Origin of the sequence: Paenibacillus xylanilyticus, from assembly GCF_009664365.1 — a bacterium.
GTDB classification, from domain to species: Bacteria; Bacillota; Bacilli; order Paenibacillales; family Paenibacillaceae; genus Paenibacillus; species Paenibacillus xylanilyticus_A.
Map to the genome: position 1 here is coordinate 2,439,141 of NZ_CP044310.1, position 21,596 is coordinate 2,460,736.

Annotated in this window: 25 protein-coding genes; all 25 read left to right on the forward strand. The window is 44.1% G+C overall.

Annotated features, from left to right (window positions below):
• The 25 genes from flgC (at position 1) to F4V51_RS11135 (ending at position 21,581) form a co-directional block, all read left to right on the forward strand.
• Positions 1–450 (forward strand): flagellar basal body rod protein FlgC, encoded by a 450-nt coding sequence (gene flgC, locus F4V51_RS11015; RefSeq protein WP_153977993.1) that lies wholly within the window; start codon positions 1–3, stop codon positions 448–450.
• Between the two features lie 58 nt (positions 451–508).
• A complete protein-coding gene (gene fliE / locus F4V51_RS11020; protein ID WP_127536266.1) occupies positions 509–820 on the forward strand; it encodes a flagellar hook-basal body complex protein FliE in 312 nt (103 codons plus the stop codon).
• Between the two features lie 147 nt (positions 821–967).
• On the forward strand, positions 968–2,551 hold the full coding sequence (fliF, locus tag F4V51_RS11025) for a flagellar basal-body MS-ring/collar protein FliF (protein WP_153977994.1): 1,584 nt from the start codon (positions 968–970) through the stop codon (positions 2,549–2,551).
• Positions 2,552–2,562: 11 nt separating this feature from the next.
• The gene (fliG, locus tag F4V51_RS11030; RefSeq protein WP_095287832.1) at positions 2,563–3,579 is read left to right on the forward strand and encodes a flagellar motor switch protein FliG; all 1,017 of its coding nucleotides are present in this window, start codon (positions 2,563–2,565) and stop codon (positions 3,577–3,579) included.
• The gene (locus F4V51_RS11035) at positions 3,572–4,426 is read left to right on the forward strand and encodes a FliH/SctL family protein (protein WP_153977995.1); all 855 of its coding nucleotides are present in this window, start codon (positions 3,572–3,574) and stop codon (positions 4,424–4,426) included. The genes fliG and F4V51_RS11035 overlap by 8 nt, the downstream gene beginning before the upstream one ends.
• The gene (gene fliI / locus F4V51_RS11040) at positions 4,413–5,732 is read left to right on the forward strand and encodes a flagellar protein export ATPase FliI (protein WP_095287830.1); all 1,320 of its coding nucleotides are present in this window, start codon (positions 4,413–4,415) and stop codon (positions 5,730–5,732) included. Before F4V51_RS11035 ends, fliI begins: the two co-directional genes overlap by 14 nt.
• Before the next feature lie 11 nt (positions 5,733–5,743).
• Positions 5,744–6,196: a flagellar export protein FliJ gene (gene fliJ, locus F4V51_RS11045; RefSeq protein WP_153977996.1), complete on the forward strand. Its 453-nt coding sequence runs from the start codon at positions 5,744–5,746 to the stop codon at positions 6,194–6,196.
• 44 nt (positions 6,197–6,240) lie between these two features.
• Positions 6,241–7,179, forward strand: coding sequence for a MotE family protein (locus F4V51_RS11050; protein ID WP_153977997.1), 939 nt, complete (start codon positions 6,241–6,243; stop codon positions 7,177–7,179).
• Positions 7,180–7,206: 27 nt separating this feature from the next.
• Positions 7,207–8,517, forward strand: coding sequence for a flagellar hook-length control protein FliK (locus F4V51_RS11055; RefSeq protein ID WP_153977998.1), 1,311 nt, complete (start codon positions 7,207–7,209; stop codon positions 8,515–8,517).
• 19 nt (positions 8,518–8,536) lie between these two features.
• Positions 8,537–9,070: a flagellar hook capping FlgD N-terminal domain-containing protein gene (locus F4V51_RS11060; protein WP_153977999.1), complete on the forward strand. Its 534-nt coding sequence runs from the start codon at positions 8,537–8,539 to the stop codon at positions 9,068–9,070.
• A complete protein-coding gene (locus F4V51_RS11065) occupies positions 9,067–9,453 on the forward strand; it encodes a TIGR02530 family flagellar biosynthesis protein (protein ID WP_153978000.1) in 387 nt (128 codons plus the stop codon). Before F4V51_RS11060 ends, F4V51_RS11065 begins: the two co-directional genes overlap by 4 nt.
• Positions 9,454–9,533: 80 nt before the next feature.
• The gene (gene flgG / locus F4V51_RS11070) at positions 9,534–10,349 is read left to right on the forward strand and encodes a flagellar basal body rod protein FlgG (protein WP_110822614.1); all 816 of its coding nucleotides are present in this window, start codon (positions 9,534–9,536) and stop codon (positions 10,347–10,349) included.
• Between the two features lie 68 nt (positions 10,350–10,417).
• The gene (locus tag F4V51_RS11075) at positions 10,418–10,639 is read left to right on the forward strand and encodes a flagellar FlbD family protein (protein ID WP_153978001.1); all 222 of its coding nucleotides are present in this window, start codon (positions 10,418–10,420) and stop codon (positions 10,637–10,639) included.
• Positions 10,639–11,100 (forward strand): flagellar basal body-associated FliL family protein, encoded by a 462-nt coding sequence (locus F4V51_RS11080; RefSeq protein ID WP_153978002.1) that lies wholly within the window; start codon positions 10,639–10,641, stop codon positions 11,098–11,100. Before F4V51_RS11075 ends, F4V51_RS11080 begins: the two co-directional genes overlap by 1 nt.
• A gap of 39 nt (positions 11,101–11,139) precedes the next feature.
• Entirely contained in the window at positions 11,140–12,138 is a 999-nt protein-coding gene (gene fliM, locus F4V51_RS11085; RefSeq protein ID WP_095287822.1) for a flagellar motor switch protein FliM, read from the forward strand.
• Positions 12,128–13,396 carry a flagellar motor switch phosphatase FliY gene (gene fliY, locus F4V51_RS11090; protein ID WP_153978003.1) on the forward strand — a complete coding sequence of 423 codons (1,269 nt, stop codon included), beginning with the start codon at positions 12,128–12,130 and terminating at the stop codon, positions 13,394–13,396. Before fliM ends, fliY begins: the two co-directional genes overlap by 11 nt.
• 28 nt (positions 13,397–13,424) lie before the next feature.
• The gene (locus F4V51_RS11095) at positions 13,425–13,790 is read left to right on the forward strand and encodes a response regulator (protein WP_095287820.1); all 366 of its coding nucleotides are present in this window, start codon (positions 13,425–13,427) and stop codon (positions 13,788–13,790) included.
• Between the two features lie 11 nt (positions 13,791–13,801).
• The gene (locus tag F4V51_RS11100) at positions 13,802–14,338 is read left to right on the forward strand and encodes a flagellar biosynthetic protein FliO (protein ID WP_236146800.1); all 537 of its coding nucleotides are present in this window, start codon (positions 13,802–13,804) and stop codon (positions 14,336–14,338) included.
• Entirely contained in the window at positions 14,335–15,090 is a 756-nt protein-coding gene (fliP, locus tag F4V51_RS11105) for a flagellar type III secretion system pore protein FliP (RefSeq protein ID WP_153978005.1), read from the forward strand. Before F4V51_RS11100 ends, fliP begins: the two co-directional genes overlap by 4 nt.
• A 25-nt stretch (positions 15,091–15,115) precedes the next feature.
• A complete protein-coding gene (gene fliQ / locus F4V51_RS11110) occupies positions 15,116–15,385 on the forward strand; it encodes a flagellar biosynthesis protein FliQ (protein ID WP_024630226.1) in 270 nt (89 codons plus the stop codon).
• Positions 15,386–15,395: 10 nt separating this feature from the next.
• On the forward strand, positions 15,396–16,184 hold the full coding sequence (gene fliR, locus F4V51_RS11115; RefSeq protein ID WP_153978006.1) for a flagellar biosynthetic protein FliR: 789 nt from the start codon (positions 15,396–15,398) through the stop codon (positions 16,182–16,184).
• Between the two features lie 23 nt (positions 16,185–16,207).
• Positions 16,208–17,290, forward strand: a complete 1,083-nt coding sequence (gene flhB, locus F4V51_RS11120; RefSeq protein WP_153978007.1) for a flagellar biosynthesis protein FlhB — start codon at positions 16,208–16,210, stop codon at positions 17,288–17,290.
• A 24-nt stretch (positions 17,291–17,314) separates the two neighbouring features.
• Positions 17,315–19,348: a flagellar biosynthesis protein FlhA gene (flhA, locus tag F4V51_RS11125; RefSeq protein WP_153978008.1), complete on the forward strand. Its 2,034-nt coding sequence runs from the start codon at positions 17,315–17,317 to the stop codon at positions 19,346–19,348.
• Positions 19,345–20,697, forward strand: a complete 1,353-nt coding sequence (gene flhF, locus F4V51_RS11130) for a flagellar biosynthesis GTPase FlhF (protein ID WP_153978009.1) — start codon at positions 19,345–19,347, stop codon at positions 20,695–20,697. The genes flhA and flhF overlap by 4 nt, the downstream gene beginning before the upstream one ends.
• Positions 20,694–21,581: a MinD/ParA family protein gene (locus F4V51_RS11135; protein WP_153978010.1), complete on the forward strand. Its 888-nt coding sequence runs from the start codon at positions 20,694–20,696 to the stop codon at positions 21,579–21,581. Before flhF ends, F4V51_RS11135 begins: the two co-directional genes overlap by 4 nt.
• Positions 21,582–21,596: the final 15 nt, after the last annotated feature.

The window sequence follows — 21,596 nt, forward strand, 5'->3', positions numbered from 1 at the left end:
GTGAATATTAGTAATAGTTTTGACATTAGCTCATCGGCCCTTACAGCCCAACGCTTGAGGATGGACGTAATATCATCAAACATCGCTAATGCTGAGACGACTCGCGCCAGTGTATCCAATGGCGAGGCCGTTCCCTACAAAAGAAAAATGGTAGTTCTCGAACCAAACAAAGCTTCGTTTAGCAGTATCCTCCAGAATCAGATGGGGAATAAGTCCTCGGGTGAGGGAGTTAGAGTATCAGAGATTCGTGAAGATCAATCACCTTTGAAACCTGTATATGATCCTTCTCATCCAGATGCCAACGCTGAAGGGTATGTGTATATGCCAAATGTGGATATTGCGAAAGAGATGGTTGACATGATATCAGCTTCTCGGTCCTACGAGGCAAACGTAACGGCGCTAAATTCAACCAAAGCAATGATAACAAAAGCTTTAGAGATCGGAAGATAGATTACGGTAATGTCAATGAGATTTTTAACATGAATAATGGGATAAAGGGGAGACATTGATGATTCAGAACAACATGTTTAACACACAGGTAGTTCAACCGTTGCAGATGCAAAATGCTTCCGTTAGCAAAACATCAACACCAGCCGAAACCATTCAGAGCTTCGGTACATACTTACAAGAGGCATTAGGGTCCGTGGCAACACAGGAGACTCAGGCACATGAAATGTCCAATCAATTTCTATTGGGTAATGTGAACGTGGATCAGGTAATGATCGCTTCAGAACAGGCCCTGTTGAGTCTGCAGCTCACGTCGCAAGTCCGGAACAAAGTAGTCGAAGCGTATCAAGAAATTATGCGTACGCAAATGTAAAAAGAGCATGATTGCGCTTCGATACCAGCGCTGATCATTACAACAAGCAGCTGCGATGCTGCTCCTGAGGCAAATCTCGTACTTTAGTAATAGAGGTACTTTGATGGCTTGGGACAGACTAAGCAAAGTTTCGGATGGGGTGACAGAGTGAATGAGAGAATCGCCCAGTACAGGGATAAAGCAACCCAGTATTGGAATAGCTTCAGCAAAAAACAGAAAGTTTTACTGGTTTCCACCTTTTTATTTTTAATTCTGGCAGCGGTTGTACTAACTATGCAGCTGTCCAAAACAGAATATGAAGTGGCATTTACTGATTTGAATTCCAGTGACTCAGCAGGAGTCATTAGCTACCTGGATTCATCCAATATCCCCTACAAATTAAGCGCAGACGGGAAAACCATATCGGTACCAAGCACGGATGTTGCACTTGCAAAAGTCAACATAGGATCACAAGGGATTATTCAGAATGGTTCATTGGGATATAAATCATTTGAGGAGTCTTCATCGCCGATCGGGATGACAGACAAGGAATTCGATGTTAAATACAACAATGCCATTAACGGAGAAGTCGAACAGTTACTCCAGCGCATGCAGGGTATTCAAGATGCAAAAGTCTTGGTCAATATGCCGAAAGATAATATCTTTGCCGGCCTGGAAGAGCAAGACAAAGCATCCGCTTCCGTAGCTTTGCAGTTTAAACCGGGATATCACCCGAATCAGGCAGCGGTGGATGGATACTTTAACTTGGTGAAAACTGCTATTCCCAACCTGCCGATTGAAAATATTACGATCACCAACACGGACGAAGCCGAGTTGATTCCAACTGCCCGTGGAGGCAGTGGTGGATTATCTTCCGAAGTCCAGGAAAACATGGCTTTGCAGAAGAAGTTCGAAAATGACGTACGCAACAATGTAAAACAGTTTCTGTCTCAAATCGTAGGCGAAGACAAAGTAAATGTACTCGTTGCTTCCAAGCTTAACTTCGATAAAGTGACAAGCAAAGAGAATCTGGTTACACCAGTGGATGAAGAGAACATGAAGGGCATCGAAATCAGTGTCCAGGAGATTCAAAAGAGTTATACAGGTGCGAGTACTCCAACAGGAGGTGTCGCAGGTACCGGTCAAGAAGAAGTTCCTGGGTATCCTTCAGCGGATGCAACGGGGAATTCTACTTCTGAGGAATCATCAAGCACTGTAAACTATGAAGTCAATCGAATTGCCAAAGATATCATTTCTAGTCCTTATACTGTAAAAGATTTAACCATTAACGTAGCTGTTGAACCACCTGAAGGACAAACAGAATTACAACAACCTGTCCAGGATGCAATTGAAAATATTTTGGTGAATATCGTTCGTGCTTCACTTGCAGATTCAGGTAATGTAATTACAGACGCTGATCTGACCAAAAAAGTTTCGGTTATATCCCAAGGTTTCCAGACTGCAGCCGCTGCAGAAACAGGATTCCAGCTATCAACAGGTATGATGTGGGGCGTAGGAGCATTGGTGGCCGCGTTAATCGCAGCAGTCGTTATCCTCCTCGTACGCCGTCGACGCAAACAAAACGAAGAGGAAGAAGAAGAGATTCCTCTCCCAGTAGCAACAGAGTTCCCGTCCATTACGTTGGACAGTGTAACGAACGAAAGCCAAGTGCGCAAACAATTGGAGAGTTTGGCGAAGAAAAAGCCAGACGAATTCGTCAATCTGCTGCGTACGTGGCTGGCTGACGAATAGAGGTGGACGTATTGGCAAAGGCAAGCAGTCAAGGTTTGACTGGAAGACAAAAAGCAGCAATTTTGTTGATTACACTAGGTCCGGAAGTGTCGGCACAAATCTTCAAACATCTGCGTGATGAGGAGATTGAACAATTAACATTGGAGATTGCCAATGTTCGTAAAGTAGATGCTTCCGAAAAAGATATGATTATGGCGGAGTTTCATCAGATCTGTCTGGCTCAGGAATACATCTCTCAGGGCGGTATTACTTACGCAAGAGAAATATTGGAGAAAGCACTTGGATCGCAAAAAGCACTTGAAGTTATTAATCGTTTGACAGCTACGCTGCAGGTGAGACCATTTGACTTTGCACGCAAAGCGGATCCAAACCAAATATTAAACTTTATTCAAAACGAAAGTCCGCAGACGATTGCCTTGGTACTATCCTATCTGCAATTCGAGCAGGCAGCAGCAATTCTATCCTCATTGCCTCAGGAGAAGCAGGCTGATGTTGCACGAAGAGTCGCTGTCATGGACAGCACATCCCCTGAGGTTATCTCTCAGGTGGAACGTGTATTGGAACAAAAGTTGTCGTCAACGGTTACACAGGATTATACAAATGCAGGCGGCATCGAGTCGATCGTACAGATTTTGAATGGGGTCGACCGGGGTACAGAACGCACCATTTTGGATTCTCTGGAAATTCAGGATCCGGAACTTGCCGAAGAAATCAAAAAACGCATGTTTGTATTCGAAGATATTGTCAACGTGGACGATCGTTCCATTCAACGTATCATCCGCGATATCGACAACGCAGACTTGCAGCTTGCACTCAAAGTGGCGAGCGAGGAAGTTCGCGATGCAGTGTTCCGCAACATGTCCAAACGGATGTCCGAGACATTCAAGGAAGAAATGGAATTCATGGGGCCTGTTCGGTTGCGTGATGTGGAAGAAGCCCAGACTCGTATCGTAGGAACGATCCGCAGACTGGAAGAAGCTGGTGAGATCATTATCGCTCGCGGCGGAGGAGATGATATCATTGTCTAATTTGATTAAATCTTTCCAGTATGTGCCGGTTGATGACCGCAAACGCCTTGAAAATCATCATCATTATGGTGGTCCTGAAGCTGACGGAACAGATAGTGAAGTAGAAGGTGCAGAGACAGAGGCGTTACAGGCTCGTGTAGACGAAGAAACTAAACGTCTGACTGCGGAGATGCTGGAGGATGCCAAGGAGTTTGCAGAAAAGCAGGTACGCGAAGCTTCCGAGGAAGCGGAACGCATGCTTAAAGAAGCCCGTGAGCAGATCGATAGCTGGTGGCAAGAACAGCGTCAGCAGGATGAACATTTAATTGAAGCGATGCGCTCACAAGGTTTTCAGCAGGGTTTTGATGAAGGCAAAGTACAAGCTGAACTGGATCTCCAAGTGCAGATCGAACAGATGATGAAAGAAGCACAGGAAGTACTGCAAGAGGCTTATGTAGCGAAAGATCAAATTATTCAGGAAGCAGAGCCTTTCCTTGTAGAGCTGGCATGCGGAATTGCAGAGAAGGTTATTGATAAGCAGCTCACTGTTGAACCAGAGCATACTCTCGAATTGATCCGGCAGAACCTCGCACGGAAACGTGAACAAGGAATGATTGCCTTGTGTGTAGCTCCAGAACAGTTTGCTTTTGTACAAGCTGCGCGTGAAGAGTTGTCTTTATCCATCGACTCACAAGCCGAACTTCAAATATTGCCGGATGCAACGGTAAAAGACAAAGGGTGTGTCATTCGCTCGTCTTTTGGAAGCGTGGATGCCCGTATTGATACACAACTTTCTGAAATAAAAAAAGAACTGGTCCGCATAGCACTTGAGGATGAGGGGCGAAAAAATCAACATGAAGGTTCTTAGTTCACAGCGTTACATGGAGCACTTACGCCAATTTGATCCTGTTCGGGTTAATGGTAAGGTCACACAGGTTATCGGGCTGATGGTTGAATCCGAAGGTCCTGACGCAAGTATCGGTGACGTATGCTACATCTACCCGGGGAAATCAGAGAAGCCGATTCAAGCAGAAGTCGTTGGTTTCCGGGATAACAAGGTGCTGCTGATGCCTTTGGGTGAATTGCAATCGATTGGTCCGGGGTGCGATGTCGTAGGTACCGGGAAGCCGCTTGGAGTTCAGGTGGGTTCAGAGCTGCTGGGCAAAGTGCTTGATGGACTTGGTCAACCTCTGGATGGATCGCTGCTGCCTTCAAGGATGCCGATGTTCTCTACATCGAATAAACCTGTGAATCCGATGGAACGACCGCGTGTACTGGAAACTATGGGTGTAGGCGTTAGAGCAATTGATGGTCTGTTGACTGTTGGTAAAGGTCAGCGGGTGGGTATTTTTGCCGGATCGGGTGTTGGTAAAAGTACATTGATGGGCATGATTGCCCGTAATACGGCCGCTGATGTGAATGTTATAGCCCTTGTAGGTGAACGGGGACGTGAGGTTCGTGATTTTATTGAACGTGATCTTGGGCCGGAAGGGCTGGAGCGTTCGGTCGTCATAGTCGCAACTTCAGATCAACCGGCATTAATTCGAATTAAGGGGGCAGTCATTGCCACCACGATAGCGGAATATTTCAGGGACAGAGGCATGAATGTCATGTTGATGATGGATTCCGTTACTCGTTATGCCATGGCTCAAAGGGAAGTTGGACTTGCTGTGGGTGAACCTCCAGCGATGAGAGGTTACACACCTTCCGTATTTGCGAGTTTGCCTAAATTGCTGGAACGTGCGGGAACTGGACCAACCGGTTCCATAACAGCATTTTACACGGTACTCGTTGATGGTGACGATATGAATGAACCGATAGCAGATGCGGTTAGGGGGATTCTGGACGGTCACATTGTGCTGAATCGGTCCATCGCGAACAAAGGACATTTCCCTGCAATCGATGTGTTAGCGAGCATAAGTCGTGTCATGAAAGATATCGCGCCTGAAGAGCAGCTGGAAGCCGTTAATAATATGAAGCGATTGATGGCCGTGTACAAGGAATCGGAAGATCTTATCAACATTGGGGCTTATCAAAGAGGGTCGAATGCAGCTATTGATGAAGCGATGGATCAGATCGAAAGCATATGGAACTTTACCAAGCAAAAAGTGGATGAAAAAGTAACACTGAGTGAAGTGCAGGAACGTTTGATTCTTGAATTTGCAAGGAGATGAAAGGTTAAACGATGAAATTTCGGTATCATTTCCAAAAGGTAGTTGACCTGAAGAGCAATGAAAAAACACAAGCGGAGTGGATGTTATCCACAGCAATCGGCAAACTTCAAACAGAAGAAGAACACCTTTTACAACTTATGAATGATAAAAACGAACTGATTCGTGTCATTCAATCCGCAACGGAGAGCACTGCTTCTGTATCCAGTCTGCAAGAAATGCAGCGATACGTGTATCATCTGGATGAGTGCATCACCAAAAAGAATACGGATGTTAAACACGCTCAGGTCAATGTGCAGCGAAATCAGACGTTCTTGAACGGTAAGATGGTTGATGAAAAAGTGTGGCTTGAAGCGAGAGACAAAGCCAAAATCAAATTTCAGCAGGAGATGCTCCTCCGGGAACAGAACGATCTGGACGAGATGGCTACTGTACGCTTCGCTGCAAAGGCCGGACGCGCAATCTGATGGGCTTCGCAAGCGAAGTTGTCTCGTGAAGGAGGAATGGAATAATGGCTGTTAAAGACACAGATATCGAGAAAGAATCAGGTAGCGGTTGGGAAAAGTTTCTAATGATTTCGATCCCCATTGTCTTCACCGTCGTACTGCTCGGTGTGCTGCTCACCTTATTTAATGTAGATATACGCAATAACATGCTTGAGCTAGCTAACAAAATTCCGGTAGTCAAGGATTGGGTGCCTGATCCTGTACTGGATCCAGAAAAGGAAAAGCTGGACGAAAGCGAAAAGCAAGTGGAAAGTGCTGAAGCGACAATTGAAAAGTTGAAGTCACAGGTAGCGGCTAAAGAAACTGAGCTCCAGGCAGCAAAAGAGGCTGCTACGACTGAAGCAAAAAAGGCAAGTGATCTGCAAGCGAAATTGGATGAAACGGAAAAAGCAGCTGAAGCTGCAGCCGCTGAGGTTCCGGAGAGCGAGTCTGATTATCAGAAACAGATTAAGGATTTGGCCAAAATGTATGCGGATATGAGTCCAAGCAAAGCGGCGCCTATATTACAGAACATGACTAATGAAGAAATGGTGCTTCTTCTAAGTGCGATGCAGTCGACTGCGCGTACGAAAGTATTGGAGAAAATGGATCCGAAAACGGCGGCAGATGTCACGATGATGATGAAGGATGCAAAACCATCCGGAGATCTGGCACTCGATGCGTTGCAATCCAGATTGAAGAAAGAAACGGCTGCGACCACAACGACGTCTACTACCAATTCGAAAAACCTGGACAAAACCCAGCTTAGCCAAACGTTCTCTTCAATGTCAGCCTCAAGCGGCGCAAAATTGCTGCTAGAGACGTATAAACTCAGTCCAGATAAAACTTTGACCATTTTGAATTCGGTAGACGATGCAACGCGCTCACAATTACTTGAGAATATGTCTACAGAGAATTCAGCTGAAACGGCGAAAATCTTAAACCGGTTAATGGGAAATAAGTAATAACGTTTACTGAAAGGAGGTGAAAAGATGTCGATGGTTAATCAGGTGAATTCCCCATCTGCAGCTGTGTCTGCATCACAAGGAATCGGAGCAAAAGGGAAAGCTGTAACTGGAGCATCAGATGTTTTTGGGCAGTCTTTGTCAAAATCAATGAATGGTGAAATGGAGAAAGCCCCAACTTCTTCTTTAACCTTAGAAGGCGGAAACACTTTATTCTCACTTATTTCAAATGAAGACGAAGGAGATACATTAATCAAAATAGTAGATTCGATTTTCTCTGATCATGAATCATTGGATTCAGTTTTTGAGAATAATCCGGAAATGCTCCAAAATCTACAGGTCTTAATTCAACAAATCTATTCTCTGCTTAATGGAATGCAAAAAGAGAGCCCTGACAATCCAGAAGTTATGAATGCAAATTCAATATCAAATTTAGATTTGTCGGAGCATCCAACGGCGGCACGCTTTGTATTACAAGATGCATTAACGCAGATTATAACAATTGTTAGAGAGCCTAAGGTATCAGGAATCAAAGAGCAAACTGAATTTAGACATTTAATCCAACAAATACAGAATCAATTAAAAGATTCAGGTATGGATGTTAGCACTAATGAAGGTTGGAAAATGTTAAACTCTCTTTTAAGTTCAGAGGCAGATGCAGAGCATAAAACATCTAATCATATAGAGAAATTTGAACAAATCAGACTGGTGAGTTCACAGCCTCCAAATCCACACAATGATCTTGAAACTGGGACAAGTGAGATTTTTGATGGAGAAAATGATCAGGGAATCATTACTGCAGGAGAACTTTCGCTGAGAACTTCTGGTACTAAAGTGCTCAAAGCTGCAGAACCCGTAATGCAAGCTTCAAACTTCGCTAAAGAAATGACTCAATTCGTAGTTGGGAAGTTGGATATTGTTCAAAAAAATGGCCTATCAGAAGCGATTATATCATTGCGACCTGAGCATTTAGGGAAATTAGATGTTCAAATTTCGATGCAAAATGGCCACATGGTTGCGCGTTTTATGACAGAACATACGATGGCTAAGGATTTATTGGAGCAGCAAATCATGCAGCTTCGTACTTCACTTCAATCACAAGGTATTCAAGTGGAGCGAATTGAAGTGACTCAGAATAGTTCTCTCGGATCTCAGATGTATCAAGATGGAGGCCGTCAGTCTGGTGGTCAATCCCAGCAACAAAGACGTTCTCGTGAACGTGAAGAACACTCTGAAGAAGCTATAGCAACGGCAAGTATACAAGAAGAGTTGCGTAATTGGCGCAGTGATCATGAAGAAGAGAGTATGGTAAGGGATTCCTTTACAGCAGAAGCTTAATTGGGGACGAGGTGATAATATGGCTAATGAAATTGTATCGACGAATAACACATGGCCTAACTATTCAGCTGCAAATAAAGCCACAACAACTACAGCGAGTAAGGACTTAGGTAAAGACCAATTTCTGAAAATTTTAATTACTCAACTTCGAAATCAAGATCCTATGCAGCCTATGGAAGACAAAGAATTCATTGCTCAAATGGCGCAGTTCAGCTCTGTTGAGCAATTGGTTAACATTTCATCGCAATTAAAAATGTTAAATCAGTCTTTAGGCAGTATCTCTAGCATGATCGGAATGGAAGTCAGTTGGATTACTGGGGATGAGTCGAACGGTACTAACATACGGCAGGGCGTTGTTGATTCAATAATTGTAAGAGATGGCGTTCAATACGCAAAAGTTGGTAATGATGAAATTAAATTGGAAGAAATTATTCAGGTGAATAAAGTTAAATCAGAAGAAGCTGATGAAAGTCCCGTTGACTCAGAAGTCTCTAACAATGAAGATCCACAATTAGGAGATAATCAAACTGCTGAGCAAGGAAATTTAATATGAACGAGCGAATAACGGTAGGTCGGTTGTATTCAGGGCCAACTTCACCAAGTTTAATTCATAGAGCAAACAAAAGCGCTGAATTATCAAGTACTGGGGAGAAACCTTTTGCTCAAATGCTTGAGGATAATCTCCTGAAGCTGAGTAATCACGCACTGAAAAGGCTAGAACAGCGTGGCATCAAATTAAAAAGTGAACAAATGGAGCAGATTGGAACGGCGCTTGATAAGGCAGCTGCCAAAGGAGCTAAGGAATCACTAATATTGATGCAGGATATGGCTTTCATTGTAAATGTTAAAAATAGAACTGTAGTCACAGCTATGGATAGTGAAAGCATGAAAGATAATGTTTTTACACAAATTGACAGTGCTGTTATTATTCCTTAAACGGCTGGCCCTAAATGGGAGCCGGAATGCCGCTGACCGATTGATGCGGTAATCTAGTAGATTTGGGAGGCTTTTCAATTATGTTGAAATCAATGTATTCAGGCGTTTCCGGCATGCGGGGCTTTCAAACAAAACTTGACGTCATCGGTAATAACATTGCCAATGTGAATACGGTAGGTTTTAAAGGAAGTCGAGTGATGTTCAAAGATATCATGAGCCAAACAACTGGAGGAGCCACTGCTCCAACGGATGCTAACGGTGGGGTGAATCCAAGACAAATTGGATTAGGAGTTTCGGTAGGTTCGATAGATACACTACATTTAGCAGGAAGTCCAACAACAACAAATAATCCTACAGATTTGAGAATTAACGGAGATGGTTTTTTTCTTGTTAAATTGAGTGAGGATCAGGAGGTCCCCTATCTGACACGTGCAGGTGATTTCCATGTTGATGCTCTTCGCAACCTCGTTACTTCGGATGGGCTTTTCGTAGTTGATGCAGGCGGTGATCCTATCACAATTGGCGAAGATGCTGTTTCATTTACTATTGGACAAGATGGCATCATTACCGAAACTCTCGGGGACGGAACTTTGAATGCAGGGGCGCAAATTGGTATAGGAAAGGTAGTCAATCCAGAAGGGTTAGAGAAGATGGGGGGTAACCTTTATAGGATGACAGCTAATGCCAATGAAGATGGTGAATTGGAGATTTTAACTGCCAATGATGGAGAGGAAGGAACTGGCGCCATTATTACAGGTCAGTTAGAAATGTCCAATGTGGACTTGACGGGAGAATTTACGGAGATGATCGTCGCTCAACGTGGTTTCCAGGCGAACTCACGGATCATCACTACATCCGATGAAGTGCTTCAGGAAGTTGTTAACCTGAAACGTTAATAACTGATTAGAAAGCTTTAATTCGTGGAGGAGCGAGCTCCTCCACATTGATCGAGAGGGGGCTTAGCATGATTTCGGTAACGCGGTTAAATGGTTCTCCCATGTGGTTAAATGCACTAATGGTAGAGATTGTAGAAGAAACGCCGGATACGTATATTACTCTGGTAACAGGAAAGAGACTGATTGTCCTTGAAAAGGCAGATGAGGTCATTTCCAAAATCAAAGTGTACAACCGTGAAATCGGGGTTCAGGCAGCCACTATCAAAGTGCAGCAAACGGAGGAATCCTGATGAAAAAGATGATGCCCTGGCTGGCAACGATTTTGCTTGCCATAACACTCATTGTCGTGGTTGTGTTTGTATTTATGCAAGGACAGACGGGTAACAAAGCTGAAACAGACGTAGCTTCGGCTGCTGAAGCCAAAAAGATGACTGCCGATGAAATTGTCGAAGTTACTTCCGAGATTACCGACATCAAAACCAATTTGGCAGACACCAATCATATCGTACAAGTCAACCTGGCTTTTAAACTGGATGACGCTACAGCAAAAGAAGATTTCGAGAAAATTAAAGAAATTACCGTAAAACCAATTATTGTTCAGACTTTTGCGGATGCACAGCCAGAAGAGTTGAAAACAGCCAAGGGACGTTCTCAGTTTAATGAAAAACTGACGAAACTGATCAATGAAGCATTGCCTGAACCGAAGCTGAGCAGCACGAACTTTACTTATTTTTTGATGGCATCAATGTAATGAACAGAGCACGCTGTAAAACGGTAAGGGGGTGAGAACATGGTGGATGTATTATCACAAAATGAGATTGATGCCCTATTAGCAGCACTTTCCTCAGGTGAGATGGATGCCGAGGAATTAAAAAAGGAAGAAACTCAGAAAAAAATTAGATCGTATGATTTTAAACGGGCGGTTCGCTTTTCCAAAGATCATATCCGAAGTTTGACTCGAATTCACGAGAACTTTGCACGCTTTCTCACCACTTATTTTTCAGCCCAATTAAGGACATTCGTTCAAATTAATGTCGTTCAGGTCGAACAGTTGCCTTATGATGAATTTATTCGTTCAATCCCTAAAATGACGATATTAAATATATTTGAAGCAGAACCGTTGCAAGGACGAATGGTGCTGGAGGTTCACCCCAATGTTGGTTATGCGATGTTAGATCGATTGCTGGGTGGTACGGGAAGTGCGCCGACTAAAATAGCTTCAATGACTGAAATAGAAACGACAATTATGGAGCGAATCTTCAGCCGAGCGTTCGAAAGTTTGCAGGAAGCTTGGAAGACAGTGTTAGACATATCACCGAGAATGGAAGCACTGGAGACAAATCCACAGTTTATGCAGATCGTATCACCCAACGAAACGATTGCTTTGATCTCGCTGAGCACCAAAATCGGTGACACTACGGGCATGATCAATTTGTGTATCCCACATGTCGTTCTTGAACCTATTATGTCAAGGCTGTCGACACATCAGTGGTTTGTTTCAGAGAAGAAAACAAGAGCGCCAGAAGAATACGATGCTCTTAGAGAACGTGTGAACAAAGCCAAATTGCCAGTTGTTGCGGAACTCGGTGAATCCAGAATTTCGATCTCGGAATTCCTTGGACTTTCGGTCGGCGATGTCATTACGTTGAACAAACCGGTTGATGAGGGGTTATCCATCAAAGTGGGCGACAGGTTGAAGTATATGGGCAGTCCGGGAACGATAAAAGACCGTGTGGCTGTACAAATAGATAAGATTGTCACCGAAGGAGTTGAAGAATTTGACGAGTAAGGATTATTTGTCCCAGGAAGAAATCGATGCTTTGCTCCGGCAATCCGAATCGATGGGTAGCACGGATCCTTCTGAAAAAACAGTTGATGATTTTTTGACTGAGCTGGAACAAGATGCATTGGGAGAGATCGGTAATATTACGTTTGGTAGCGCAGCGACAGCATTGTCCACGCTATTGGGATTAAAAGTAGATATTACAACACCGAAGGTATCCATCATCAGCCGTTCGCAATTCGAAGAAGCGTTTCCCAAGCCACATGTTGCAGTACATGTCAATTATGTGGATGGTTTTGAAGGGATCAATTCACTAGTTATCAAAAAGCGCGATGCACAAGTCATTGCTGATCTGATGCTTGGAGGCGAAGGCAATCCTGCGGATGAAGAATTGAATGAGATCCATATTAGTGCAGTGCAGGAAGCAATGAACCAAATGATGGGTTCATCAGCAACCTCCATGTCTACGATTTTCAACCGATTTGTGAATATCTCTCCGCCAGGCATTGATATTCTCAATATGGAAAGTGGCGAGGGTGTGAGCAGTCTGCCGCATGACGAAACGTTGATTCGAGTATCGTTTCGCCTCCTGATTGGTGATCTGATTGACTCCAATCTGATGCAGCTTTTGCCTGTTGATTTCGCCAAACACATGGTGGATATGTTGATCGGCGGAGCACAGGAATCAACCGCTAATGCGCCAGTGACAACACCATCGCATGCAGCACCAGCAGCGGCAGCTCCACCTGTGGCATCGGAACAACTACCGGTTCATCAGCAAATGCCTCCACAGGCGCCTCAACAGCCTGCTCCAGACTATAATGGATATGGACAGGTACCAATGGATATGCCGCAAGGAATGCCGCCACAACAGCCTTACGGGATGCCGCCACAGCAAACGTATGGTGCACCACAACACTACGGCGGTATGCCAAATAGGAATGTGAATGTACAACCCGTCCAGTTCGCCAATTTGCAAAATGGGGCTTACGGTCAGGTGGACGAAAATAATTTGAATTTATTGATGGACATTCCCCTTAAAGTCACCGTAGAATTAGGAAGGACCCAGAAGCAAATTAAGGATATATTGGAACTCTCACAAGGTTCAATTGTCGAGCTGGATAAACTGGCCGGCGAACCTGTCGATATTTTGGTCAATAACAAACTGATCGCTAAGGGAGAAGTCGTCGTTATCGATGAAAACTTTGGTGTTCGTGTTATAGATATCGTAAGCCAATGGGACCGAATTCAGAAATTACAATAAGCACAATTTAGGGAGGACTTGAATCAAGATGGCAAACCGAATTTTAGTCGTGGACGACGCTGCATTTATGAGAATGATGATCCGGGACATTTTGTCCAAGAACGGATATGAGGTCGTTGGCGAGGCTCAGGACGGAGCACAAGCAATTGAGAAATTTAAGGAACTTCGTCCTGATCTGATCACGATGGATATTACCATGCCTGAGATGGATGGTATTGCTGCACTGAAAGAAATCAAAAAAATCGATGCGAATGCTAAAGTCATTATGTGTTCAGCTATGGGACAACAAGCGATGGTAATTGATGCGATTCAGGCTGGTGCCAAAGATTTCATCGTTAAGCCATTCCAGTCTGACCGAGTCATCGAAGCGATCAGCAAAACGCTGGGAGTTTAAGATACATGATGATGGCGCAGGGTGATACTCCTGGAGGAGCTGACATTGGGACCAACTATTATTTTCAGCTTGTATGGGTGATTGTCGTCCTGGCCGTCATCCTGGTCCTTATCGTCTACTTGCTCCGCTTTTTAAACAAAAGGAATCAGCAATGGTTTCGAAGTGGTACAGTCCGCATTTTAGGTGGTGTAGGGCTGGGGCCGAACAAGTCACTTCAGATCATAGAAATTGGTGGCAATGTTTATCTGGTCGGTGTTGGCGAAAATATACAATTGCTAGACAAAATTTCAGATTTGGAAGAGGCACAAAGAATTGTTGATTCTTTTGAGAGAGAAGCTTCTTCACAACAGGGAAGCCTTTCACCATTAATCAACAAGTTGGCATCCCGCTTACGTAAGAAAGAACCACCAAGGGAAATGGAACTAGAAGATACTGCCTCTTTTCACGAGCTATTCGAGTCGAAGCTGCGGCAGATGCCTAACCGAAAAGAAAAGATGGACAAGCTCCTGGAAGAAGACAATACTACAGATCGGTCGAGGGATTCATGAAGAAAAAGATTTGGCTAGCATGTTGTTTGATGGGGCTTATCAGCCTGGCATCTGTGACGGTTGCCTTTGCCGAACCGATACCAAACATCGATATCCAAATCGGAAGCGGAGATGGTGGAACACCAAGTAGTAGTTCTCTGTCCATAATACTGTTAATTACGGTGTTAAGTATAGCGCCTGCAATACTGGTATTAATGACAAGCTTCACCCGAATTGTTATCGTTCTTGGTTTTATACGAACATCCTTGGGGACACAACAAATGCCACCCAATCAGGTGCTTGTCGGTTTAGCGCTCTTCCTGACACTGTTTATCATGTCACCGACGCTGTCTTCCATTAATCAGGTAGCTCTTCAGCCTTATCTCAAAGGAGACATTACGCAAACGGAAGCGCTTGAAAAGGCACAAGATCCCATTAAGAAATTTATGTTCTCCCACACAAGGGAGAAAGATTTACTGCTTTTTATGAAATATAATCAGACCGAAAAACCAGAAACATATCAAGACATACCGATCACTGTCATGGTGCCAGCGTATGCGATCAGTGAATTAAAGACAGCATTCCAGATGGGATTCATGATTTTCATTCCGTTTCTAGTCATAGACATTGTGGTTGCAAGTACACTCATGGCTATGGGGATGATGATGCTACCACCGGTCATGATCTCATTACCTTTTAAGATATTGCTATTTGTCCTTGTGGACGGTTGGTATCTTGTAGTGAAGTCACTGCTGCTGAGCTTTAACACATGAGCAGGAAAGTTGAAGGAGGACGGTCATGACTTCAGAATTTATTATAGGTCTGGCCGGGAAAGCAGTATATACGTCGCTGCTGGCTAGCGCACCCATGCTTATACTGGCTCTAGTTGTGGGTCTCATTATCAGTGTGTTCCAAGCAACGACCCAAATTCAGGAGCAGACATTAGCTTTTGTTCCGAAAATTATTGCCGTACTTTTGGCAGTGCTCTTATTCGGACCTTGGATCTTAAATATTTTGGTAGATTTTACGTATAACATTCTCGATAATTTATACAGATATATAGGGTAGGCTTTCGCACATGGAGACATTGTTGCAAAGTTTTCCTGTCGCTCTGCTTATGTTTTGTCGAATTGCATCATTTTTTGTAACAGCTCCAGTATTCTCAGCTCGAAATGTGCCGAATTCCATTAAGGTTGGTCTTTCGGCATTTGTAACATTAACGGTTTATGTCGTTTATGGCATGAATCAGGAAGTGCCTACTGATCTGAGTTACATTCTGTTGATTATCCGGGAGATATTAATAGGATTGCTGCTAGGTTTCGTAGCCTATCTGATTATGACAGCCGTGCAGACGGCGGGAACATTCATTGACCTTCAGATTGGTTTTGGTATGGCGAATGTATTTGATCCGATGACTGGTGCTTCTGCACCACTGACAGGTAATTTCAAATATGCTTTTGCAATGCTACTCTTTCTGACGATGAATGGACACCACTATCTCCTGGACGCCATTGTTTACAGCTATCGGTGGATACCCTTATCCAACGCCTTTTTTATCCGGATGGCCGATGGAAGCATTGCGGAATTTCTCGTTCAGACGCTAGGTGAGACTTTTATGTTAGCCTTCCAAATGTCGGCTCCCATTGTAGTGGCTTTGTTTTTGACGGATGTGGGATTGGGTTTTTTGGCTAAAACTGCACCTCAATTCAATGTGTTTGCTGTCGGTATGCCGTTAAAGGCTCTGGTAGGGATCGTCATTTTACTTTTGATGGTTCCGAGCTTCGCCTTTGTATTTAGCCAATTGTTCGAAGCGATGTTCAGATCTATGGAAAAGTTGCTTGGAACGATCGGACAAAGGCCAGGCTAAAGGAAACGGAGGACAGGGTTTAAATGAAATTTCAGCTTGACCTTCAGTTATTCGCAGGTGAAAAAACGGAGAAAGCCACCCCAAAAAAGAGGCAGGATACACGCAAAAAGGGACAGGTTGTCAAGAGCATGGAGATATCTGGGGCATCCATTCTCCTATTTACCTTTTTAATCATGATGGTATTCAGTGATTTTTACAAAGAACGCATTGTTCGGTTATTTACAGATATCTTTATGAATCGGCTGAGCTTGGAGATTACCGGCGAGAATGTAATGGCCCTAATGATGCGCTACGGCATTGAAGTCATGCTGCTGCTTGGACCCGTAATGATAGGTGCGGCGGTTGTTGCCTTGATTGTTAATTATATGCAGGTTGGTTTTTTACTAGTAGGAGAAGGATTGAAGCCCAAGCTTGAGAAGCTTGATCCAATCAAAGGTTTCAAAAACATTTTCTCACTCCGTTCATTAGTGGAGTTTGCAAAATCCATTTTGAAAATGTCGATTATCGGTTATCTAGTCTACAGTACGATTACAAGTTATCAATCGGATATTGCTTCACTTTCTCATTTTTCTTTGGATGCCATATTACATTTTTCGGCTTCAATTACCCTTAATCTGGGTGTCAAAATCGCTGTGGCCTTAATGGTACTCGCAGTGTTCGACTATATGTATCAGAAATATGATTACGAGAAAAACATTCGGATGTCCAAACAGGACATCAAGGACGAGTACAAAAAAATGGAAGGTGACCCGCTGATAAAAGGTAAAATCAGGGAACGTCAGCGTCGCATGGCTGTACAGCGCATGATGCAGGAGGTTCCAAATGCAGATGTGATCATCACAAACCCGACGCACTTCGCAGTAGCGCTGAAGTATGAAGGGTCTGAGATGGAAGCACCTCAGATTATTGCCAAAGGTCAGGATTACGTCGCCTTGCGCATCAGGGAGATTGCCAAAGAGCACGGTGTCATTACTATGGAAAACAAGCCGCTGGCACGGGCATTGTTCCAGAGAGCCGAGATTGGCGACGCCATACCGGCTGATTTGTTTCAAGCGGTAGCCGAAGTGCTGGCTTATGTATATAAATTAAAGGGCAGAACGAAATAAAAGGGATCGGAGGCCGTACATTCATTGAAAACAAAAGATATTGCTGTCCTTGCGGGTATCATTGGCATTGTGTTGATGATGATTCTCCCGATCCCAACCTGGTTGTTGGACATGCTGCTAGTTGTCAACATTTCACTTGCATTAATGATATTGCTCGTAGCGATGAACAGCAAGGAAGCGTTGCAATTCTCTATCTTTCCGGCATTATTGCTGATTACGACATTGTTCCGATTAGCATTGAACATTTCAACAACAAAGCTGATTCTTGGAAATGGAAATGCGGGGTCTGTCGTAGCAACCTTCGGAAGCTGGATCGCGGGCGGTCAGATTGCAATTGGTTTTATCGTCTTCCTCATACTGGTCGTTGTTCAGTTTATCGTCATCACCAAGGGTTCAGAACGTGTAGCTGAAGTTGCTGCACGATTTACACTCGATGCGATGCCGGGTAAACAAATGAGTATTGATGCGGACTTAAACGCAGGCTTGATCAATGAACAACAGGCGCGTGAGCGTCGTTCCAAAATTGAGAGAGAGGCTGATTTCTACGGTGCAATGGACGGTGCCAGTAAATTCGTAAAAGGAGACGCAATCGCGAGTATTATCATCTTGCTGATCAATCTCATTGGTGGATTTATTATCGGTATGACCGTACATGGTCTCTCGTTTGCAGATGCATTGTCCACCTATTCTGTATTAACAATCGGGGATGGATTGGTCAGTCAGATTCCTGCACTTCTGATTTCTACAGCAGCGGGTCTTATCGTCACTAGAGCGTCATCCGAAGGTAACTTGGCAGATGATATTACGGGGCAGTTGTTTACATACCCGACGCTCTTATATATTGTAGCTTTTGTAATAGCAATGCTTGGTTTCTTCACTCCAATTCACGCCATTACGACCATACCTTTGGCAGGTATACTGGCTTTTGCCGCATGGAGGATGCAAAATACGCTAAAATCCAAACAAGAGGCAGAAGAACAGATGGAGGAGGAACAACAGATCGAAGAGGTTAGAAGTCCAGAAAGTGTAATTAACTTGCTTCAGGTTGATCCAATCGAGTTCGAGTTTGGTTACGGTTTGATTCCTCTGGCTGATAACCAGCAGGGCGGAGATCTACTGGATCGCATTATTATGATACGTAGACAATGTGCGCTTGAATTAGGGCTCGTTGTCCCAGTCATTCGGATTCGAGATAATATTCAATTGAGACCTAATGAGTATGTCATCAAGATCAAGGGTAATGTGGTTGGTGGCGGTGAATTGCTGCTGAATCATTATCTGGCTATGAGCCCTGGGTACGAAGAAGAATCTGTAACAGGAATTGAAACTACGGAACCGGCTTTTGGCCTTCCTGCTCTATGGATTGATGAAGTTACCAAAGATCGAGCTGAGCTTGCTGGTTACACGGTTGTGGATCCACCATCCGTAGTGGCCACCCATTTGACAGAACTGATTAAGAAACACGCACATGAGCTTCTTGGCAGACAAGAAACGAAGGCGCTTGTGGACAATCTCAGAGAGAACTATGCTGCACTTGTCGACGAACTGATTCCATCGGTTTTGGGCATTGGGGACGTACAGAAAGTGCTGGCAAAACTTCTGCGCGAGAAAATCTCCATCCGGGATATGGTTACAATCTTCGAGACACTGGCTGACTACGGGACGTATACCAAAGACCCGGATGTTCTGACAGAGTACGTAAGACAATCGCTTTCCCGTCAAATCACCCAACAGTTCTCCCAAAAAGGTGAAACACTTAGAGTGATTACCGTTGGGCCTGGATTGGAAAAGAAAATTGCCGAAAGTGTACAACAATCCGATCAAGGAAGTTACCTTGCACTGGATCCTGCGTCTACACAAAGTGTGTACCAAAAATTGACCGAGCAGGTCAATCGATTAATCCAATCAGGTCAACAACCTGTCGTATTAACTTCTCCAACCATTCGTATGTACCTGCGTCAAGTCATTGAACGTACCATGCAGGACATACCGGTACTTTCCTATAGTGAGTTGGAACCGAATGTTGAAATCCAAAGTGTCGGAGTGGTGAACTTATGAGAGTAAAACAATATATTGTTGAAACCATGCCCGAGGCTATGCTTCAAATTCGGAAAGATCTAGGAAGTGACGCTGTCATTCTGTCCACCAAAGAAATTAAGGTGGGCGGAATGATGGGAATGTTTCGCAAAAAGAGAATTGAAGTTGTAGCTGCGGTTGAAGAGGAAGATAAAAAAGAAGCCAAGAAGCAGATAAAGAACCAAGTTGCCCCAGTGCCTCGTTCGTATGTTCCTGAAGCGTACAGGCAGACGGCTCGTTCATTTGTAAACGAAGCCAGTGAATCGAAATCTGCTGCTCAGGCTGTTGAACAATACGACGATGAACAACGTAACGAAACCGCTGCTCATGCTGAATCGAAGAACATTGATTCAGATAGAGGGCGCGGTAAATTTGAGTCAAGCACGGATTATAAACCGCGACCGGAAGGGGCGGATTTTTCGGGTTCATCGTCTGACGTGCAGGAACCAAACAAACAGGGCCAACAAGAACTGATGTCTGAACTGAAAGAACTCAAAAAGATGATGACTCAATTATCTAGACAGAATGATTTGGCTGACTCTCTACCCGAAGAGTTTCTTTATCTTAAAGAGCGGCTGAGTGATCAAGAGGTGCGGACGGAAGTTTTTGAGTCATGGTTTGAAACGGTTCAGACACAGTTGAATGCGAAAGAGCTGGACGAAAATGAGATCGTTCAATCCGTTCAGCAACAGATTTTAACGTTTCTGGAGGAACGTATCGAAGCTGGGATATTGCCTGGCACTCGTATTGTTTATGTTGCTGGACCCACAGGTGTGGGGAAAACAACAACTATAGCCAAACTGGCTGCAGAGCAGATGTTTAAGCATCATCGGAAAGTTGGATTCATTACATCGGATACGTACCGTATATCAGCAGTAGAACAACTTAGAACCTACGCTTCCATTTTGAATGTTCCACTTGAGGTTGTACAGTCTCCAGGAGATACACAACGAGCCATATCTCGTTTGCAGGATTGTGACCTGATCTTCATGGATACGGCAGGAAGAAATTATAGAAACGAATTGCTCGTTTCGGAGTTGCAAAGCCTGCTTGCACCAGTAGAGAACAGTGAGACATTTCTCGTCATGAGCATGACATCCAAAAGCGCGGACATGTTTGAAATTACCGAACATTTCAGCAAGTATGGGCTGGATAAGATCATTTTCACCAAGATGGACGAAACGGGCACTTGTGGTCCAATGATTAATCTGCTGCATCACTTCCCGTTGAAAATTGCCTATGTGACCAATGGACAGAATGTTCCGGATGACTTGCTCAAACCAGATCCGGCTTCATTGACTAAACAATTGCTGGGAGAACTCGCGAAATGAAGGACCAGGCAGCCTCTCTTCGAAGTTTGGTGTCAGCACCGAGTGCATTGGACAAAACCCTGCGCAGTGGACGCTCTTCGAAAATCTTAACGATTGCCAGCGGCAAAGGCGGGGTAGGGAAATCCAATTTCACGTTAAACTTTGCCCTTGCGCTGCAAACGCTGGGCAGGAAGGTACTGGTATTTGACGCAGATATCGGAATGGCTAATATTGATGTTCTTATGGGGACTTCATCTTCCTATAATCTGTATCATTTATTGTATCGGCAGAAGTCCATACAGGAAATCATTCAGCTTGGTGCGAATGGACTACCATACATTGCTGGTGGATCTGGCATGAAAGAGTTATTTTCGTTGTCGGACCGTGATTTGGAATTCTTTGCAGAGCAAGTGGAAATGGTTGCGCAGGAAATGGACTACGTCATATTTGATACTGGAGCGGGGCTCTCCCGTGAGAATATGAAGTTTATTGGTGCAGCTGACGAATGTGTGATTATAACCACACCTGAACCCACTTCCATAACAGATGCATATGCACTGGTTAAAGTGATGCATGGTCAGGAAAATGCTACACCTTTTCGGATGGTCGTTAACCGTGTTGAAAATGAACAAGAGTCGGAACAGGTGGCGGAAAAAATAGCAGGAGTAGCCAAGCGTTTTTTACAAACGGATATCCCCCTGCTTGGGTATGTTTCTGAAGATCCGAATGTTGTTAAAGCGGTGAAGAGACAAGTGCCTTACAGCTTGGCTTATCCCCATTCAAAAGCTTCCAGAGATATACAGCGGCTAGCCCTTCGATATTTGGCTGAACCTGCGGTTAATGAAGCCGAAACCTTGACAGGAATCAGGGGATTTATGAAAAAGTGGCTTAGGAAGACAACATGATTCTTGAATAAAGGA

Coding starts and splice junctions, on each gene's coding strand:
- fliM (WP_095287822.1), top strand. CDS start 11,140: ATGGTGGATGTATTATCACAAAATGAGATTGATGCCCTATTAGCAGCA.
- F4V51_RS11095 (WP_095287820.1), top strand. CDS start 13,425: ATGGCAAACCGAATTTTAGTCGTGGACGACGCTGCATTTATGAGAATG.
- F4V51_RS11080 (WP_153978002.1), top strand. CDS start 10,639: ATGAAAAAGATGATGCCCTGGCTGGCAACGATTTTGCTTGCCATAACA.
- F4V51_RS11100 (WP_236146800.1), top strand. CDS start 13,802: ATGGCGCAGGGTGATACTCCTGGAGGAGCTGACATTGGGACCAACTAT.
- flhF (WP_153978009.1), top strand. CDS start 19,345: ATGAGAGTAAAACAATATATTGTTGAAACCATGCCCGAGGCTATGCTT.
- F4V51_RS11075 (WP_153978001.1), top strand. CDS start 10,418: ATGATTTCGGTAACGCGGTTAAATGGTTCTCCCATGTGGTTAAATGCA.
- flgG (WP_110822614.1), top strand. CDS start 9,534: ATGTTGAAATCAATGTATTCAGGCGTTTCCGGCATGCGGGGCTTTCAA.
- fliE (WP_127536266.1), top strand. CDS start 509: ATGATTCAGAACAACATGTTTAACACACAGGTAGTTCAACCGTTGCAG.
- fliI (WP_095287830.1), top strand. CDS start 4,413: ATGAAGGTTCTTAGTTCACAGCGTTACATGGAGCACTTACGCCAATTT.
- F4V51_RS11055 (WP_153977998.1), top strand. CDS start 7,207: ATGTCGATGGTTAATCAGGTGAATTCCCCATCTGCAGCTGTGTCTGCA.
- fliP (WP_153978005.1), top strand. CDS start 14,335: ATGAAGAAAAAGATTTGGCTAGCATGTTGTTTGATGGGGCTTATCAGC.
- flhB (WP_153978007.1), top strand. CDS start 16,208: ATGAAATTTCAGCTTGACCTTCAGTTATTCGCAGGTGAAAAAACGGAG.
- F4V51_RS11050 (WP_153977997.1), top strand. CDS start 6,241: ATGGCTGTTAAAGACACAGATATCGAGAAAGAATCAGGTAGCGGTTGG.
- fliR (WP_153978006.1), top strand. CDS start 15,396: ATGGAGACATTGTTGCAAAGTTTTCCTGTCGCTCTGCTTATGTTTTGT.
- F4V51_RS11135 (WP_153978010.1), top strand. CDS start 20,694: ATGAAGGACCAGGCAGCCTCTCTTCGAAGTTTGGTGTCAGCACCGAGT.
- fliJ (WP_153977996.1), top strand. CDS start 5,744: ATGAAATTTCGGTATCATTTCCAAAAGGTAGTTGACCTGAAGAGCAAT.
- F4V51_RS11065 (WP_153978000.1), top strand. CDS start 9,067: ATGAACGAGCGAATAACGGTAGGTCGGTTGTATTCAGGGCCAACTTCA.
- fliQ (WP_024630226.1), top strand. CDS start 15,116: ATGACTTCAGAATTTATTATAGGTCTGGCCGGGAAAGCAGTATATACG.
- F4V51_RS11060 (WP_153977999.1), top strand. CDS start 8,537: ATGGCTAATGAAATTGTATCGACGAATAACACATGGCCTAACTATTCA.